This is a genomic window from Burkholderia sp. S171 (genome assembly GCF_009766085.1).
GTDB lineage: Bacteria > Pseudomonadota > Gammaproteobacteria > Burkholderiales > Burkholderiaceae > Caballeronia.
Window position 1 is genome coordinate 18,697 of the sequence record NZ_LMUF01000035.1, and the last position, 16,135, is coordinate 34,831.

General features: G+C 61.3%; 15 protein-coding genes. 8 read left to right on the top strand and 7 right to left on the bottom strand.

From position 1 onward, the window contains the following. Nucleotides 1-98: 98 nt before the first annotated feature. The 7 genes from GSQ93_RS18300 to GSQ93_RS18330 all read left to right on the top strand — a co-directional run bounded on the left by GSQ93_RS18300 (nt 99) and on the right by GSQ93_RS18330 (nt 6,199). Nucleotides 99-1,046 (top strand): CheR family methyltransferase, encoded by a 948-nt coding sequence (locus GSQ93_RS18300; RefSeq protein ID WP_158937079.1) that lies wholly within the window; start codon nt 99-101, stop codon nt 1,044-1,046. Then, nucleotides 1,043-1,762 carry a chemoreceptor glutamine deamidase CheD gene (gene cheD / locus GSQ93_RS18305; protein ID WP_158937080.1) on the top strand — a complete coding sequence of 240 codons (720 nt, stop codon included), beginning with the start codon at nt 1,043-1,045 and terminating at the stop codon, nt 1,760-1,762. The genes GSQ93_RS18300 and cheD overlap by 4 nt, the downstream gene beginning before the upstream one ends. Continuing rightward, nucleotides 1,759-2,874, top strand: coding sequence for a chemotaxis response regulator protein-glutamate methylesterase (locus GSQ93_RS18310; protein ID WP_158937081.1), 1,116 nt, complete (start codon nt 1,759-1,761; stop codon nt 2,872-2,874). The genes cheD and GSQ93_RS18310 overlap by 4 nt, the downstream gene beginning before the upstream one ends. Before the next feature lie 80 nt (nt 2,875-2,954). Continuing rightward, a complete protein-coding gene (gene cheY, locus GSQ93_RS18315) occupies nt 2,955-3,350 on the top strand; it encodes a chemotaxis response regulator CheY (RefSeq protein ID WP_089164575.1) in 396 nt (131 codons plus the stop codon). 11 nt (nt 3,351-3,361) lie between these two features. Further along, nucleotides 3,362-4,066, top strand: a complete 705-nt coding sequence (cheZ, locus tag GSQ93_RS18320) for a protein phosphatase CheZ (RefSeq protein WP_158937275.1) — start codon at nt 3,362-3,364, stop codon at nt 4,064-4,066. Nucleotides 4,067-4,399: 333 nt separating this feature from the next. Continuing rightward, nucleotides 4,400-4,873, top strand: coding sequence for a DUF2844 domain-containing protein (locus GSQ93_RS18325; protein WP_254073935.1), 474 nt, complete (start codon nt 4,400-4,402; stop codon nt 4,871-4,873). An 18-nt stretch (nt 4,874-4,891) separates the two neighbouring features. Next, nucleotides 4,892-6,199, top strand: a complete 1,308-nt coding sequence (locus GSQ93_RS18330) for a DUF3443 domain-containing protein (RefSeq protein ID WP_158937082.1) — start codon at nt 4,892-4,894, stop codon at nt 6,197-6,199. A gap of 130 nt (nt 6,200-6,329) precedes the next feature. On the opposite strand, the gene GSQ93_RS18335 is transcribed toward GSQ93_RS18330, so the two are convergent. The 4 genes from GSQ93_RS18335 to argS all read right to left on the bottom strand — a co-directional run bounded on the left by GSQ93_RS18335 (nt 6,330) and on the right by argS (nt 10,811). Beyond that, entirely contained in the window at nt 6,330-7,127 is a 798-nt protein-coding gene (locus GSQ93_RS18335) for an SDR family oxidoreductase (RefSeq protein WP_158937083.1), read from the bottom strand. A gap of 16 nt (nt 7,128-7,143) precedes the next feature. Beyond that, nucleotides 7,144-7,797 carry a thiol:disulfide interchange protein DsbA/DsbL gene (locus GSQ93_RS18340; protein WP_158937084.1) on the bottom strand — a complete coding sequence of 218 codons (654 nt, stop codon included), beginning with the start codon at nt 7,795-7,797 and terminating at the stop codon, nt 7,144-7,146. A gap of 231 nt (nt 7,798-8,028) precedes the next feature. Then, nucleotides 8,029-8,790 carry an SPOR domain-containing protein gene (locus tag GSQ93_RS18345; protein ID WP_158937085.1) on the bottom strand — a complete coding sequence of 254 codons (762 nt, stop codon included), beginning with the start codon at nt 8,788-8,790 and terminating at the stop codon, nt 8,029-8,031. A gap of 236 nt (nt 8,791-9,026) precedes the next feature. After that, the gene (gene argS / locus GSQ93_RS18350) at nt 9,027-10,811 is read right to left on the bottom strand and encodes an arginine--tRNA ligase (RefSeq protein WP_158937086.1); all 1,785 of its coding nucleotides are present in this window, start codon (nt 10,809-10,811) and stop codon (nt 9,027-9,029) included. 494 nt (nt 10,812-11,305) lie between these two features. On the opposite strand from argS, the gene GSQ93_RS18355 reads away from it, so the two are divergent. After that, nucleotides 11,306-11,632, top strand: a complete 327-nt coding sequence (locus GSQ93_RS18355) for a DUF1840 domain-containing protein (protein WP_089164573.1) — start codon at nt 11,306-11,308, stop codon at nt 11,630-11,632. 146 nt (nt 11,633-11,778) lie between these two features. Here the strand turns inward: GSQ93_RS18355 and GSQ93_RS18360 are convergent, their stop codons facing one another. From GSQ93_RS18360 to GSQ93_RS18370, 3 genes are all read right to left on the bottom strand, one after another. Continuing rightward, nucleotides 11,779-11,979, bottom strand: a complete 201-nt coding sequence (locus tag GSQ93_RS18360) for a hypothetical protein (protein ID WP_158937087.1) — start codon at nt 11,977-11,979, stop codon at nt 11,779-11,781. 156 nt (nt 11,980-12,135) lie between these two features. Further along, nucleotides 12,136-14,919 carry a methionine synthase gene (gene metH / locus GSQ93_RS18365; protein WP_301952071.1) on the bottom strand — a complete coding sequence of 928 codons (2,784 nt, stop codon included), beginning with the start codon at nt 14,917-14,919 and terminating at the stop codon, nt 12,136-12,138. Continuing rightward, nucleotides 14,916-15,992 (bottom strand): homocysteine S-methyltransferase family protein, encoded by a 1,077-nt coding sequence (locus tag GSQ93_RS18370; protein WP_158937089.1) that lies wholly within the window; start codon nt 15,990-15,992, stop codon nt 14,916-14,918. Before GSQ93_RS18370 ends, metH begins: the two co-directional genes overlap by 4 nt. Nucleotides 15,993-16,135: the final 143 nt, after the last annotated feature.

Sequence of the window (16,135 nt, forward strand, 5' to 3'; positions counted from 1 at the left end):
CTCAATGAAGCGCGCCGGGCCGTGTGGTTGTCGAAGAAATGCGGTGCAACGCCCGTACGGGATGCAGCCGATGCACGTTCCAGCAGAACAAAGGCTAGATGATGGCAACGCGCCCGCCCGTCGCAATACCCCGCGACCGGACCCGAAACGGTTCGGAAGTGGAACGCGACTTCGAATTCACCAGCGCCGATTTCGGCCGCATTCGCGACCTGATTCACCGGCGCGCGGGGATTTCGCTGTCCGAGCATAAACGCGACATGGCGTACAGCCGTCTCGCGCGACGTCTGCGCGCCTGCAATATCGATACATTCCGCCTCTATCTCGATCGTCTTGAAGCGCAGCCGGATAGCGACGAGTGGGAAGCGTTCACCAACGCGCTGACCACGAACCTGACTGCGTTCTTCCGCGAATCGCATCATTTTCCGATCCTCGCCACGTTCGCGAAAAGCCGTCCGCAGCCGTTCTCGGTATGGTGCTCGGCGGCATCGACCGGTGAGGAGCCGTATTCCATCGCCATGACGCTGATGGAAACACTCGGCGACGCCGCGGCGCGCCATTGCACGGTGATTGCAACGGACATCGACAGCCAGGTTTTGCAGAAGGCCGACGCGGGCGTCTACTCGCTCGATTCGGTGAAAACGCTTGGGGCCGACCGGCTGAAGCGTTTTTTCCTGAAGGGCACGGGCGCGCATGCCGGCATGGTGAAGATCCGCCCGGAAGTGCGCGCGCTGGTGAAGTTCGAGCAACTGAACCTGACGGACACGAAGTACGCGTTGCCCGGCCAGTTCGACGCGATCTTCTGTCGCAACGTGATGATCTACTTCGATAAACCCACGCAGGCGCAAGTGCTCGCGCGTTTCGAGCCGCTGATGAAGTCAGGCGGATTGCTGTTCGCCGGTCACTCGGAGAACTTCACCTACGTGACGCAGGCGTTCAAGCTGCGCGGCCAGACCGTGTACGGGTTGACGCGTGACGCGGCGGCGGCGGCAGCGTCACTGGCAGCGGCGAAGAAAGCGGGCAAGACGCTCGCCGGGGAGCTGGCATGAGTGGCTTGCCGATCGCATCGAACCTGTACTTCGACAACCATTTCAAGCTCCCGGGCGTGAAGCTGTTGCCGAACGAGTTCTACATGACGAGCGAGGACATGGTGCTCGTCACGGTGCTCGGTTCATGCGTGGCGGCATGTATTCACGATCGCTCGGCGGGCATTGGCGGCATGAATCATTTCATGCTTCCCGACGATGGCTCCGACGCATCGCAATCCAGTTCGGACTCCATGCGATACGGCGCGTACGCCATGGAAGTGCTGATCAACGAGATGATCAAACGCGGTGGCCGGCGCGAGCGCTTCGAAGCGAAAGTGTTTGGCGGCGGCGCGGTGCTGGCGGGCATGACGACGATCAATATCGGCGATCGCAATTCGGAATTCGTTCGTCGTTACCTGGCGCTGGAAAAGATTCGCATCGTGGCCGAGGATTTGCAGGGCATGTATCCGCGCAAGGTCGCGTTCATGCCGCGCACCGGCCAGGCGATGGTCAAGAAACTCATTACGACGCAAGACCCGAGCGTGGTCGAACGCGAGCAGGCACTCGCGCGGCAAACACCGGAAGCACGCAGCGAACGGCTTGCAAAAGCGCGTGCGCGTGTCGAGATGTTCAGCCAGCCGAAAATTAAAACACCCGATAAACCCCGCATCGAATTATTCGGTGCCGCAGCCGGCCTGCAGCGAACCGTCCGCACGAAGACGGTGGAGGAAGCATGACAACGGCCCGGAGCACGGAACCGAAAATCAGTGTGCTGTGCGTCGATGACTCGGCGCTGGTGCGAAGCCTGATGACCGAGATCATCAACTCGCAGAGCGACATGTATGTGTGCGCAACCGCGCCTGATCCGCTGGTGGCGCGTGAGCTTATCAAGCAGCACAACCCCGACGTACTGACGCTCGACGTCGAAATGCCGCGCATGGATGGCCTCGATTTCCTTGAAAAGCTGATGCGGCTTCGGCCGATGCCGGTGGTGATGGTGTCGTCGCTGACGGAGCGCGGTTCGGAAATCACGCTGCGCGCGCTGGAACTCGGCGCGGTGGATTTCGTGACGAAACCGCGTGTGGGCATTCGCGACGGCATGCTCGAGTATTCCGAAAAGCTCGCCGATAAAATCCGCGCGGCCGCTCGCGCACGCGTGCGGCAGACGCCTCACGTCGTACACGCGACGCCCGGTTCCAGCGGCGCGGTTGCCGCTGCAAAACCCACGCCGAACCTGAACAATCCGCTGGTGAGTACGGAGAAGCTGATCATTGTCGGGGCATCGACGGGCGGCACCGAAGCGATCCGCGAACTGTTGGTGCCGCTGCCGCCCGACGCGCCCGGCGTGATGATCGCGCAGCACATGCCACCCGGCTTCACGAAGTCGTTTGCACAGCGCCTGAACGGCCTGTGCCGGATCGCGGTGAAAGAAGCCGAGCATGGCGAACGTGTGCTGCCGGGCCATGCGTACATCGCACCGGGCGACGCCCATCTGGTGCTCGTGCGCAGCGGTGCGAACTACGTGGCGCATCTCTCCGATGCCCCGCCGGTCAATCGTCACCGTCCTTCTGTTGATGTGCTGTTCCGGTCGGCTGCGCAGAACGCCGGCAAGAACGCGCTCGGCGTGATCCTGACCGGCATGGGCCGCGACGGCGCGCAGGGCATGCTGGAGATGCAGCAAGCCGGCGCGTACACCTTCGCGCAGGACGAAGCGAGCTGCGTGGTGTTCGGCATGCCGCGCGAGGCTATCGCAACAGGCGGGGTGAGCGAGATCGCGCCGCTGGCGGAAATGACCCGGCGCGTGATGGCGCGGCTCAATTCAATGGGTGAACGCGCGCAGCGCGTTTAATCGTCGCCGACTGAATTCGGATCGAAACGCGGCGTGATGCGCCGCTTGAAGAAAACACAGGAACACAAGGAGCAGTGATGGTGGACAAGAACATGAAGATTTTGGTCGTCGACGACTTTCCGACGATGCGGCGCATTGTGCGAAACCTGCTGAAGGAACTGGGTTTCTCCAACGTCGATGAAGCCGAAGACGGTGCGGCCGGTCTTGCACGTCTGCGCGGCGGCGGTTTCGAGTTCGTCATTTCCGACTGGAACATGCCGAACCTCGATGGCCTCGAAATGCTCAAGCAAATTCGCGGCGACGCTGCACTCGCCCATTTGCCCGTGCTGATGGTGACGGCGGAATCGAAGAAGGAAAACATCATCGCCGCGGCGCAGGCTGGCGCGAGCGGATACGTGGTCAAGCCGTTCACGGCTGCGACCCTCGACGAGAAGCTGTCGAAGATTCTCGAAAAGATGGCTAAGGCCGGGAGCTGATCGTGAACGAAATGACGAACCACGAGACGCTCATCGACGTCGAGCAGGAAGCTGATGCATCGAGCGGCGACCGGATCCTCGCGCGCATTGGCCAGTTGACGCGGACCCTGCGCGATTCCATGCGCGAACTCGGCCTCGACAAACAAGTTGAAGCCGCCGCCGAGATGGTGCCGGACGCGCGCGACCGCCTGAAATACGTCGCGACGATGACCGAGCAGGCCGCCGAGCGCGCGCTGAACGCCATCGAACTGGCCAAGCCGCTGCAGGAAACCATGCAGCGCGACGCACAGGCGCTCGATGCCCGCTGGGAGCAATGGTATGGCGCGCCGCTCGAAAACGCGGACGTGAAGACCTTGCTGGCGGATACGCGAGGCTTTTTGCAGCAAGTCCCGGTGCACACGGTCGCGACCAACACGCAGTTGCTCGAAATCATGCTCGCGCAGGATTTCCAGGATCTGACCGGGCAGGTGATCAAGAAGATTACCGACGTGGTGTATGTCATCGAGCAGCAATTGCTCAGCGTGCTGCTGGAGAACATCGCGCCCGAGCGGCGTGAACAATTCGCGGCACAAGCGGCGGCGCTGGCAGCGGCGACGAGCTCGGTAGGCTCGTCCGATACCCTGCTGAACGGCCCGCAGATCAATCCGGAAGGCCGCACCGACGTAGTCCAGGACCAGACTCAAGTCGACGATCTGCTCGCCAGTCTCGGCTTCTGACCATACGAACGGCTCGACGCGCGCAGGCGCGGCGCATGCACATGCGCGGGTGCTGGCACTTGCCGGCACTTGCTCGCGTCGAGCTGTTTCCTGCAGCATCAGCCCCCGAAAATCTTCCATTGACGCTCGACCGGACGCGCTTGTAATAAGCGTCGTTTTCCCGGTTCCGACTCAATCGGCTGGCATACTGACGGGGCTTTCTTATTATGACTTTTGTGGCGCGACCGTTGCAGAAGGCAAAATAGCGAATATTGAGATAATCGAAACAGGGGACTTGAAGTGAACACTTCGATCATTTCATTGAGCTCGCGACGCTTAAGTGCGCTCGCCAGCCTGGCAGCAGGGCTTGCATTTGGCTTTCTGACTGTATCGCCGGCTTATGCCGTGCTTGGCGGCGCGCCGATGACACCGCCCGCCGGCTCCGCCGTGAACAACGCCGTATCGCATGCGGCGGTGTCAGCGGTTGCGTCCGCTGCAGGCGCTTCAGCCAGTTCTTACACGGTTCGCACCACGACGCTCGCCGTCGGGACAGTGGTGAATGAGTACGTCGGCACGGACGGGGTGGTGTTTGGCATTGCGTGGCAAGGTCCAAGAATTCCCGATCTCCCGACCTTGCTTGGCAGCTATTTCCCTCAATACGTGCAGGGCATCCAGAATCAGCGTGCCAATGGCGGCGGCCGTGGCCCCGTCAGCGTGGCAGGCAGCGCGCTGGTGGTCCGCTCCGGCGGTCACATGGGCGCATTCGCCGGGCAGGCCTACCTGCCGCAGTCCTTGCCTGCGGGCGTCAGCCCCAGCGACATCCAATAACGGACGGAGACTTTTATTATGCGTCCGACGATTTTCTCGTCCAATCTGACCCTGCGATCGGGCTTGTTCCGCTGGCTTGCCGTGCTGAGCGTGTCGGTGTTACTCGCTGCCTGCGGCGGCGGGGGCGGTGATTCAGGCAGCAGTTCCGTCAGTAGCGGCAGCGGCAGCAACGGTAGCAGCGGCGGCAGCAGTGGCGGTGGTTCCAGCAGCGGCTCGCCCAACTTGCAGCCGATCGCCTCCACGGCGTCGAACACGGTGCCTATCACCGTGGGTCCCGGTGCACAAAACTTCGTCAATATCCCGAACGTATCGGTGACGGTGTGTGCGCCCGGCACGAGCACGTGCCAAGTCATCAACAACATCCAGCTCGATACCGGTTCGTACGGCTTGCGTTTGGCAAGCGACGCGGCGACGCAGATCCTGGGCAGCTTGCCGGTGGCCACATCGACGAGCGGCGGTCAACTGGCGGAATGCACGCAATTCGCCGATGGCTTCACCTGGGGCACCGTGCGTACCGCCGACGTGAAGATTGGCGGCGAAAGCGCGAGCGCCATTCCAATCCAGATCGTGGGCGATCTGCCTGATTCCACGGTGCCAACTAATGGCTGTATCAATGGCAGCAACGAAAGCACCTCGCGGCAACTGGGCGCGAACGGGATCCTGGGCGTGGGCGTTGCAGCGACCGATTGCGGTGTGAACTGTACGAACGCCGGAACCAGCAACTACTACTCGTGCCCGAGCGGGACAAATTGCTCGGCCATTGCCGTGGCGGTTGCTCAGCAAGTGGTGAATCCGGTGACGAAGTTCGCGGTCGACAATAACGGCGTGATCGTGCAATTGCCGCCGGTGACGATGTCGGCGGCGTCCGTGACAGGCACGTTGGTATTCGGTATAGGCACGCAGAGCAACAATGTGCAGAGTGCTGCAGCAACGTCTTATCGCTCGACAGGTTTTGGCGACCTGGCTGGAAACTATAAGGGTTCGGCAGTGACGACCATTGTCGATTCGGGTTCGAACGGCCTGTTTTTCACCGACAGTTCGTTGCCGGCCTGTACGTCGACATTCACTGACTTCTACTGCCCGTCCGGTGCGCAGTCGCTTTCCGCGACCGTTACCGGGTTCAACGGCACGTCGGGCACGGTGGATTTCACGGTCCTGAACGCTCAGACGCTGGCTGCCAGCGGCACAAACTACGCACTGAACGGACTGGCCGGCAGCATTGGTTCATTCCCGACGCTGTTCGACTTCGGCCTGCCATTCTTCTTCGGGCGATATGTTTATATTGGCTTCAACACCAACGGAAATGCGCCGTACATAGCGTTTTAAGCGCGCTGAATTCCGTTCGATAGCCTCAAAAAGCAACGACGAAAAGCAACAAAGCCCGGCGAGTTTCTGCGCCGGGCTTTGTTTTTTGTGGAAGTGATTGCCGCTTCGGCACGGACATCGTCCTAAGCGATTATTCCCCCGCGCGCGGCTTCCTCGGCGCCTTCTCCAGCAAGCGGTCATACAGCCAGCGCGGCAGCACGTGCAGCATCGCACCCGCGACGCGCATCTGCCATGGAAACGTCGCAAACCGCTTCTTCCCCGCGATTGCATCGGCGGATTTGGCGGCGAATACATCGGCGTCCATCAGGAAGGGCATCGGATACGGATTGTGCTTGGTCATCGCGGTACGGATATATCCCGGCGCAATGGTCACCACCGATACCCCCATCGGCCGCATTTCCACCCGCAGCGCTTCGAGATACTTCAGCGCCGCCGATTTCGACGCGCTGTACGCGCCCGACCCCGGCAAGCCACGAATGCCCGCCACGCTCGCTATGCCAACCAGTGTTCCGCGCCGCTCCTCGACCATGCGGGCGACGAACGGCTCAAACGTCGCGATCATCCCGAAGTAGTTGATATCCATCACGTCGCGAAAGGTATCGAGGTCGCCATGACCGGTCAGCGCGCCGCGGCTGACACCGGCGTTGGCGATCACCACGTCGGCGCCGCCATGCTGCGCGGAGAACTGCGCGGCGGCGTGGCCGAGTGCGGCGGCGTCGCGGACGTCGGCGGGATAGATCGAGATGGAATGGGAGGGGAAGCGTGCGGCGAATGCCGCGAGGGTGTCGCCACGACGGGCAACGAGGCCAAGTACCGCACCACGCCGGAGATATTCCTCGGCGAGCGCGAGGCCAATGCCGCTGGATGCGCCGGTGATGAAAACGCTCAGCTGGGCGGGCGTGACGCCCTTGCCCGGCGTGTCCTTCATGGCGGCGCTCACGCCTTTACATCTTCTTCGCGCGAACCTGGCCGACCAGGAAATCGAGGACCTGGATCGTGCCCGGCAGGCTGTTCGTGGTGGCCGGACCTGTTTCGTACTTGCCCTGCACGGCGAGCGTCGGCACGCCGTCGATCTTGTAGTCCTGCATCAGCTTGTTATCGCGTTGCAGATCGCTTTGCGTCGAGAACGAGTTGTACGCGTCCAGGTACTTCTTCTTGTCGACACCTTGCGTGGCGAGGAACGTAGCCTGCGCTTCCTGCGTCAGCAGATAGTTCTTCTTCACGTGGATCTCGTTGAACACGGCGGGTGTGAGCTTGTCCGCGAGGCCGAGTGCGTCGAGTGCGTGATACATCTTCGAGTGCGGGATGAAGTCATCGCGGAACGCAACCGGCACGCGCTTGAAGACGACGTCAGGACCTTGCTTCTTGACCCATGCTTCGAGGTACGGGTCGAATTCGTTGCAGTGCGGGCAGCCGTACCACATGAATTCGATCACTTCGATCTTGCCCTGCGCGTCCACCGGCTGCGCGGCTTGCAGCACCGTGTAGTCGGTGCCCGCAACGGGCGCTGCCGGCGACGCGTGCGCCGCATTCATGGCGCTCAGGGTACCGGCCGCGAGGCCGAGGGAGAGAGCGAGGGCGCTGAAGAATTTTTTCATGGTGACCGAGAAAGGGCGTGGAGACGCGAAAGGGGAACACACGACGCTTAAGGGAAGCTTAAACCGCAGGCTTAAGCCGGCTGGCCTGGGCCGCGTCCGGCCCGTACCTTGATAGTCCAGACCGTTTTCAGCCGAGGCTCAGTGGCGCCGGCCGCCATGCTAGCAACCCGCACGAACCTTGGACGAAAGTCCGCGCGGGCTGCGGGGTCTACTGCACGGTCTACTGCGTGTTCACTGCTTGGAGAAGCGGATGACCGCGGTGTCCACGCCTGCGTCCGACAGTCGCTGGCGCACGTTGTTCATGTCCTCGAACTTCGTGAACGGTCCGATCCGCACGCGGAAATACGTGACGTTGCCGGCATCGCGTTGCGTGACCTTCGACTCGAAACCCTGGAAGCCGAGCCGTGCGCGTTGCTGCTCTGCATCGGCCTGGGTCTTGTACGCGCCAACCTGCAGGAAATAGCCGGTGTTCGCGTCGCCGGGTGCGGGCGGCGTGACCTTTGCCGTCGACGAAGCCTGTGCCTCAGCCGGCTTCTTCGCAGGCGTCGCGCTCGACGAGCCGCCCGGCGCATTCGCGACCGGCGGTACGGCGGCCGGTGCGGCTGGCTTGGGTGCAACGGCGGTACCGTTCGCCGCCGACGGCGGCACTTCCAGGATCTCCGGTTCGTCCTGCGTGCCGGATGATTGCGTCTGGTTGTTCGTCTGCCCAGGCGCGGTGTTCGGCGGCGAGGGCTGCGCGGCTTGCGGCACGGCCTGGCCAGGCGTCTTGCCCTGGAGCGGCCGGTTGGGATCGTACGGTTGTCCTGTGGCGGGCGCGGAGCTCGTGTCGGCTGGAGCCGGCGCGACCTTCGCAACGAATGGGGTGGGCGCGCGCGTGATGTACAGCGCCACGATCACTGCAATTGCAAGGCCGACAATCAAGCCCAGCACGATACCGAGAAAAGTGCCCCCGGATTGCTTCGACTGCTTCGACGTGCTGCGTGGTTTTGCCATCGTATGAATAACCTGCAAAAAGTCTTCTGAGTGGCCGTCGATTATAACGGCGGCCTTAAGCGCGGTTTGGCGTTGCGCGGTGTTGTGTTGTGCGGTGTTGCCCAGGGTTGCGTTAAGTCAAGTACCCGTCATGCAGCCGTCGTCAGCCATCTTCGCCCGTCGAACGCACGCCGCGCTACTTCCGGCGCGCCGGGCTTATGACACGCCCGACGCGCCGGAAGTGCCCGGCGTGGGAATCACATTTTGACGGGAGCGGACACGCCGATCAGCGCGAGGCCGTTTTCGAGCACTTGCCGTGTGGCGGCAAGCAACGCAATGCGCGCGTTGCGCACGCTCTCTTCCTCCACCAGCACGCGCTCCGCATTGTAGAACGAGTGGAATTCGCCCGCGAGGTCACGCAGATAGAACGCGACGGCGTGCGGCGCAAGTTCGTCGGCGGCGTGCGAGAGCATATCCGGATACTCGGCAAGCTTGTTCAGCAACGCCATCGCGCGTTCGCTCGAGAGCGGCGAGAGATCGACGTTCGGCAGCGTCTCTGCATTGCCGGCGTATTTCGTCTTCCAGTCGCCGAGGATCGTGCAGATCCGTGCGTGCGCGTACTGCACGTAATACACGGGGTTTTCGTCGCTTTGCTTGAGCGCCAGGTCGATATCGAAGACGAATTCCGTGTCGGCTTTACGCGAGATCAGGAAGAAGCGCACGGCGTCGCGGCCGCGGCGAATGGTGTCTTCATCGATCTGGTCCGGCGCGACTTCCTCACCCGGCGTCATGCCGCCCGACCATTCGATCAGGTCGCGCACCGTCACATAGCTGCCCGCGCGCTTCGATATCTTCACTTCCACGCCGTTACGCATGACCGTGACCATCTTGTGCAGCACGTAGTCGGGGTAGCCCTTCGGAATGCCGATGCCAAGCCCCTGCAAGCCCGCACGGACCCGCGCGATGGTGCCGTGATGGTCCGAGCCCTGCACGTTGATCACCTTCGTGAAGCCGCGCTGCCACTTCGCCACGTGGTACGCGACGTCCGGCACGAAATACGTGTACGTGCCGTCGGACTTGCGCATTACGCGATCCTTGTCGTCGCCGTCGTCGGTCGTGCGCAGCCATAGCGCGCCGTCCTGCTCGTAGGTCTTGCCGGCGGCGACCAGCGCGTCGACGGTGGCTTGCACGCGGCCCTCGTTATACAGCGACGACTCCAGGTAGAACTGGTCGAAGTCCACGCCGAACGCGGTCAGGTCCAGATCCTGTTCGTGGCGCAGATACGCGACGGCAAAGACGCGAATAGCGTCGATATCGTCCACATCGCCCTTCGCCGTCACCGGCGTGCCATCCTTGGCGGCGACCGTCGCGCCGGCCAGGTAATCGCGTGCAATGTCTGCGATGTACTCGCCGTTGTACGCGTTGTCCGGCCATTCCTTGCTGTCCGGATTGAAACCGCGCGCGCGCAATTGCGTGGACGTAGCCAGATTGCCGATCTGCACGCCGGCGTCGTTGTAGTAGAACTCGCGATGCACCGCGTTGCCTTGCGTGCCGAGCAGGTTCGCCAATGCGTCGCCGAGCGTGGCCTGGCGGCCGTGGCCGACATGCAGCGGCCCGGTCGGGTTCGCCGAAACGAATTCGATCAGCACGCGTTTGCCTTCGTCGCGGGCGTTGTAGCCGTAGCGCGCGCCTTCCACAATCACCGCCGGCACCACGGCCTGTTTCGCCGCTGCTGCCAGCCGCAAGTTGATAAAGCCCGGACCGGCGACTTCGGCGGCATCGACCAGGCCCTGAGCGGCCGGCAGAGCGAGCACCGCGTCCACGATCTGCTGCGCCAGTTGGCGCGGATTCGCGCGCAGTGGCTTGGCGAGCTGCATGGCCACGTTCGACGCCACGTCACCATGCGCCGCGACTTTCGGGCGCTCCAGGACGATGGCCGGCGCGACAAAACTCGCTTCCGATGCGCCTTGTGATGCCTGTACGACCTGCTTGACCGCGTCGGCGAGCAGCGTTTCGAGTGTATGTTTTTGTGCGGGCAGCATGCTGATTCTTAAATCCGGTAATTGAGCTGTTGGTCCGTTGCTGCGTTGCTTCGTTCCGCCGGTGTCTTTTTGTTTCAAACCACGCGCTCGCTGAGAACGCGGCAAAAAACGTCCGATCGAGCTTCAAACGCCGGCGTGACGCGTGCGCGAGAGTTCAGTCCTGTTTCCGTTCATTACGCTCATTCGGGAGCGGGCGAAGACTTCGGACCTCGGTCAGGACGCTACGCGCGTCTACGTATGCGCGTCCAGAAGCATAGCCGGAGCCGGTCGCAGCGATAACGCCAAAACCGGTGTTTTGTAACCGGTGCAACATTTGCTCGGGTAAATCGGGATTTTAGCAGGTGCTAATATGTCGAATCAGGGTCGAGTCGGGAAAACGAGTCAGGAATTAAAACAATGCGCTGGCGTGTGATGTGGCGGCTTGGGCCGTTACCACGCTTGGCGCATCTCGCTCGTTAGCCACAAAAGGCCAACAAAAGGGAAAGGACCTTGCCATGTTGATCACATTCAAAACCAGAGCTGCACCAGACGTTCAGATGCTCGACAACCTCGCTGATTATCTGCTTGGCATCATCGGCAAGCGGCTTGGCGAGCGCGGCGTCATTACGCATGAAGAACTGCCTGAATGCATCCAGAAGCTGGAGTCGGCGGTTGCTACAGACAAACAGGAACGCGCCGAACACGACGGTCACTTCCACGAAGGTGAGCCCGGCCATGAACCGCACGAGATTCCCGTCGGTCTGGCGCAGCGCGCATACCCGTTCCTCGACATGATGCGCTTGGCTCATCAGGCAGAGGGTGACATTCTGTGGGGCGTGTGAACCACGGGTGACATGGCGGGATTGGCTCGTTGATTCATTGGCTTAGCCTGAAGCGAACCAATGGAGTAAGCATTAAAAAACCCGCATCGTTGTACCGATGCGGGTTTTTTTGTTCCGATGAATACGGAGCGTTCAACGTTCAGCGCTTACTGCGAGGCTCCGGATGCCGGCATGCTCGCGCCTTTCTTTGCACGCGGCTTGCGGGGTTTCTTCTTGTGCTCTGTGATGGGCGGCGAATAGCTCGACGCGGTGCTCGAGCTTGCGCCGCCCTGCGCGAAGGCAGCCGGACTTCCCGACGTGAACAGCACAGCGACAGCAACGGCCAGGACAGGCGTCAGCTTGATCATTTTCGACTTTCTCCGTGACGATTAAAGGAATGCGTGGCCGCCGCCATGACGGCCTTTGCACCCCTTCGAGTGTAAGGAAAACCAAAATAACCGTAATAGACTTCGCCAATATTGCGTCTTTGTGATTCCCGGTATTTGCCTGCGCCTGATTTTTGCCTAGAGTAAGGGCGCCAGCGCGCGTTCGGCGTCGTTCTTCGAAATTGCCATGCGTTGCGCGAAACTTTCCACCTGATCGTCGGCGATCTTGCCGACCGAAAAATACGTGCTTTCCGGATGCGCGATGTAAAAGCCCGACACGCTCGCTGCCGGCAACATGGCTAGCGATTCGGTCACCGTCATGCCGATTTCGTTCGCTTGCAGCACGTCGAACATGTCCTGCTTCACCAAGTGATCCGGGCACGCCGGATAACCCGGCGCCGGACGAATTCCGCGATACTTTTCTTCGATCATCGCAGCGTTGTCGAGCGTTTCGCCGGCCGCGTAACCCCACAATTCTCGACGCACCCGCGCGTGCAGCGCTTCGGCAAAGGCTTCAGCAAAACGATCGGCCAGCGCCTTCAGCATGATTGCGCTGTAGTCGTCGTTATCGGCTTCGAACTGCTTCTCTTTCTTGTCGATACCCAATCCCGCCGTCACCGCGAACATGCCGATGTAATCCGCCACGCCCGAGTCCTTCGGCGCGATGAAATCCGCGAGCGAGCGGTTCGCGCGCTGCACGCCATCCACGATCGGACGCACCGTTTGCTGACGCAGATTGCGCCACGTCATGGCGACTTGCGTGCGGGTGTCGTCGGTATAGATTTCGATGTCGTCGTCGTTCACCGTGTTTGCCGGCAGCAGCATCACCACGCCGTTCGCCTGCAACCAGCGGCCCTGGATGATGCGTGAGAGCATCGACTTGCCATCGGAGAAAACGCGCCGCGCGGATTCGCCCACGATCTCGTCATTGAGAATGGCCGGATACGGGCCGGCGAGATCCCAGGTCTGGAAGAACGGCGCCCAGTCGATGTAGTTCGCCAAATCTGCCAGATCATAGTTCTTGAAGATGCGCCGTCCGATGAACGTCGGCTTCTTCGGTTCGTAACTCGACCAGTCGATCTTGGTCTTGTTCGCGCGGGCCTCGGCGTAGGTCACCATCGGCGTGGCCTTGCGATTCGCGTGCTGCGTGCGGATGCGTTCGTAGTCCGTCTTGAGGTCAGCGAGATATTTCTTCGCGCCGTCGTCGGAAAGCAGGCTCGATGCCACCGATACCGACCGCGACGCATCCGGCACATAGACCACCGGGCCATCGTAATGCGGGGCAATTTTCACCGCCGTATGCACGCGCGAGGTCGTCGCGCCGCCAATCAGCAGCGGCGTTTGCTTGTCGCGGAAATAGTCGTCGCGTTGCATTTCGGACGCCACGTAGGCCATCTCTTCGAGGCTCGGCGTAATCAGCCCCGACAAGCCGATGATGTCCGCGCCTTGCTCCTTCGCCATCGCGAGGATGGTCGCGCAGGGCACCATCACGCCCATGTTGACCACTTCGAAGTTGTTGCACTGGAGCACGACCGAAACAATGTTCTTGCCGATGTCGTGCACGTCGCCCTTGACCGTCGCGATCACGATCTTGCCCTTCGGCCGGACGTCTTCGCCGGCATCGGCCATGCGCTTCTTTTCTTCCTCGATGTACGGAATCAGATGGGCCACGGCCTGCTTCATCACCCGAGCCGACTTGACCACTTGCGGCAGGAACATCTTGCCCGCGCCGAACAGGTCGCCGACGATATTCATGCCGTCCATCAACGGCCCTTCGATCACGTTGATCGGCCGTCCACCCGCGGCTTCAATGCGCGCCCGCACTTCCTCCGTATCTTCCACGATGAAGTTCGTGATGCCGTTCACCAGCGCATGGGCGAGGCGTTGATCGACGGGCTGGTTGCGCCATTCGAGGTTTTCTTCTTTCTTCGCGGCACCGGTTTTGAATTTATCGGCGATTTCGAGCAGACGATCCGTGCCGTCATCGCGACGATTCAGCACTACGTCTTCCACGCGTTCGCGCAGTTCGGGATCGAGGTCCCGATACACGCCGAGCTGACCCGCGTTCACGATCCCCATGTCCATGCCAGCCTGAATCGCGTGGTAGAGGAACACGGTGTGGATGGCTTCACGCACCGGATCGTTGCCGCGAAACGAAAACGACACGTTCGACACACCGCCGCTGATCTTCGCGTGCGGCAGGTTTTCCTTGATCCAGCGCGTCGCGTTGATGAAATCGACGGCGTAGTTGTTGTGCTCTTCAATGCCCGTGGCGATCGCGAAGATGTTCGGGTCGAAGATGATGTCTTCCGGCGGGAAGCCCACTTCATTTACGAGAAAATCGTACGAGCGCTTGCAGATTTGCGTCTTGCGTTCGTAGGTATCGGCCTGGCCGTCTTCGTCGAAGGCCATCACGACGGCGGCGGCGCCATAGCGGCGAATCAGCGTGGCGTGATGGCGAAACGCGTCTTCGCCTTCCTTCAGCGAGATCGAGTTCACGACCGCCTTGCCCTGCACGCATTTCAGGCCCGCTTCGATCACTTCCCATTTCGACGAGTCGATCATGATCGGCACGCGCGAGATGTCCGGTTCGGAGGCGATCAGGTTCAGGAATCGAACCATGGCCGCTTTCGAATCGAGCATGGCCTCGTCCATGTTGATGTCGATGATCTGCGCACCGTTCTCAACCTGCTGGCGCGCGACGGCCAGCGCTTCGTCGAACTGGTTGTTCAGGATCATGCGGGAGAACGCCTTCGATCCCGTCACGTTGGTCCGCTCACCGACGTTGATGAAGAGCGAACCGTCGGTGACGTTGAACGGCTCGAGGCCGGAAAGGCGCATGGTGTGATCGGTCATGGTGTCTCTGGGCGTTGCAGCGTGATTGTTTTGTCGAGGGGCTTGGGCGTCGTGTCGGGCAGTCAGGCTGCTTCACGATAATGCGACGGCCACTTCCTTGGCTTCACGTCAGCCAGAGCCTTCGCGATTTCCGCGATATGTTCCGGCGTTGTTCCGCAGCACCCGCCCGCCAGATTCACCAGCCCCGCCTGCGCAAATTCCTTCAGCAAGCTGGACGTGACATCGGGCGTTTCATCGAAGCCTGTATCGCTCATCGGGTTAGGCAAGCCGGCGTTCGGGTAGCACGAGACATACGTGTCGCAGAGCTTTGACAACTCGGCGATATACGGCCTCATCAGCGCCGCGCCCAACGCGCAGTTCAAACCAAATGTCAACGGCCGTGCATGACGCAGCGAGTTCCAGAACGCCTCCACAGTCTGACCCGACAGGATGCGCCCCGACGCATCGGTGACGGTGCCTGAAATCATGATTGGCAGCAATTCGCCGGTGTCTTCAAACAACTGATCGAGCGCGAATAACGCGGCCTTAGCGTTCAATGTGTCGAAGATGGTTTCAACCAGGAACAGATCGCAGCCCGCGTCCATCAGCGCCTTCGCCTGCTCGTAATAGGCTTGGCGCAATTCGTCGAACGTCACGTTGCGCGCGGCCGGGTCGTTGACGTCCGGCGAGATGCTCGCGGTCTTCGGCGTCGGTCCGATCGCGCCCGCGACAAAGCGCGGCTTGTCCGGCGTCGAGTACTTGTCGCAAGCCTCGCGCGCCAGCTTCGCCGACTGCATGTTCATTTCGATCGCCAGCGATTCCATGCCGTAATCGGCCTGCGCCACGGTCGTGGCACCAAAGGTGTTTGTCTCGAGAATGTCCGCGCCGGCAGCCAGATACTGGTCGTGGATTTCACGAATCACATGCGGCTGCGTGATCGACAACAACTCGTTGTTGCCCTTGATATCGCGGGGATAGTCGGCAAAACGTTCCCCGCGATACGCGGCTTCGTCGAGCTTGTAGCGCTGGATCATGGTGCCCATCGCGCCGTCGAGAATGAGAATGCGCTGTTGCAAAAGAGCAGGCAACACGGCGCCGCGCGTGTACGGGCGGCGTTCTGCGGCAGATTTCGGGGCGTCAACGGCGGCGGACGGATTCATGATTGACATGGCTCCAAACAGGCTGAAATAGCCCAACATTGTATCTGTAGTAGGGCGCGAACGCTTTCCTATGGCGCTTTCCAAAACACCGGGCAATCAAGCGTCATGAACAAAAAACCCCGCCACTTTCGTGGCGGGGGTTT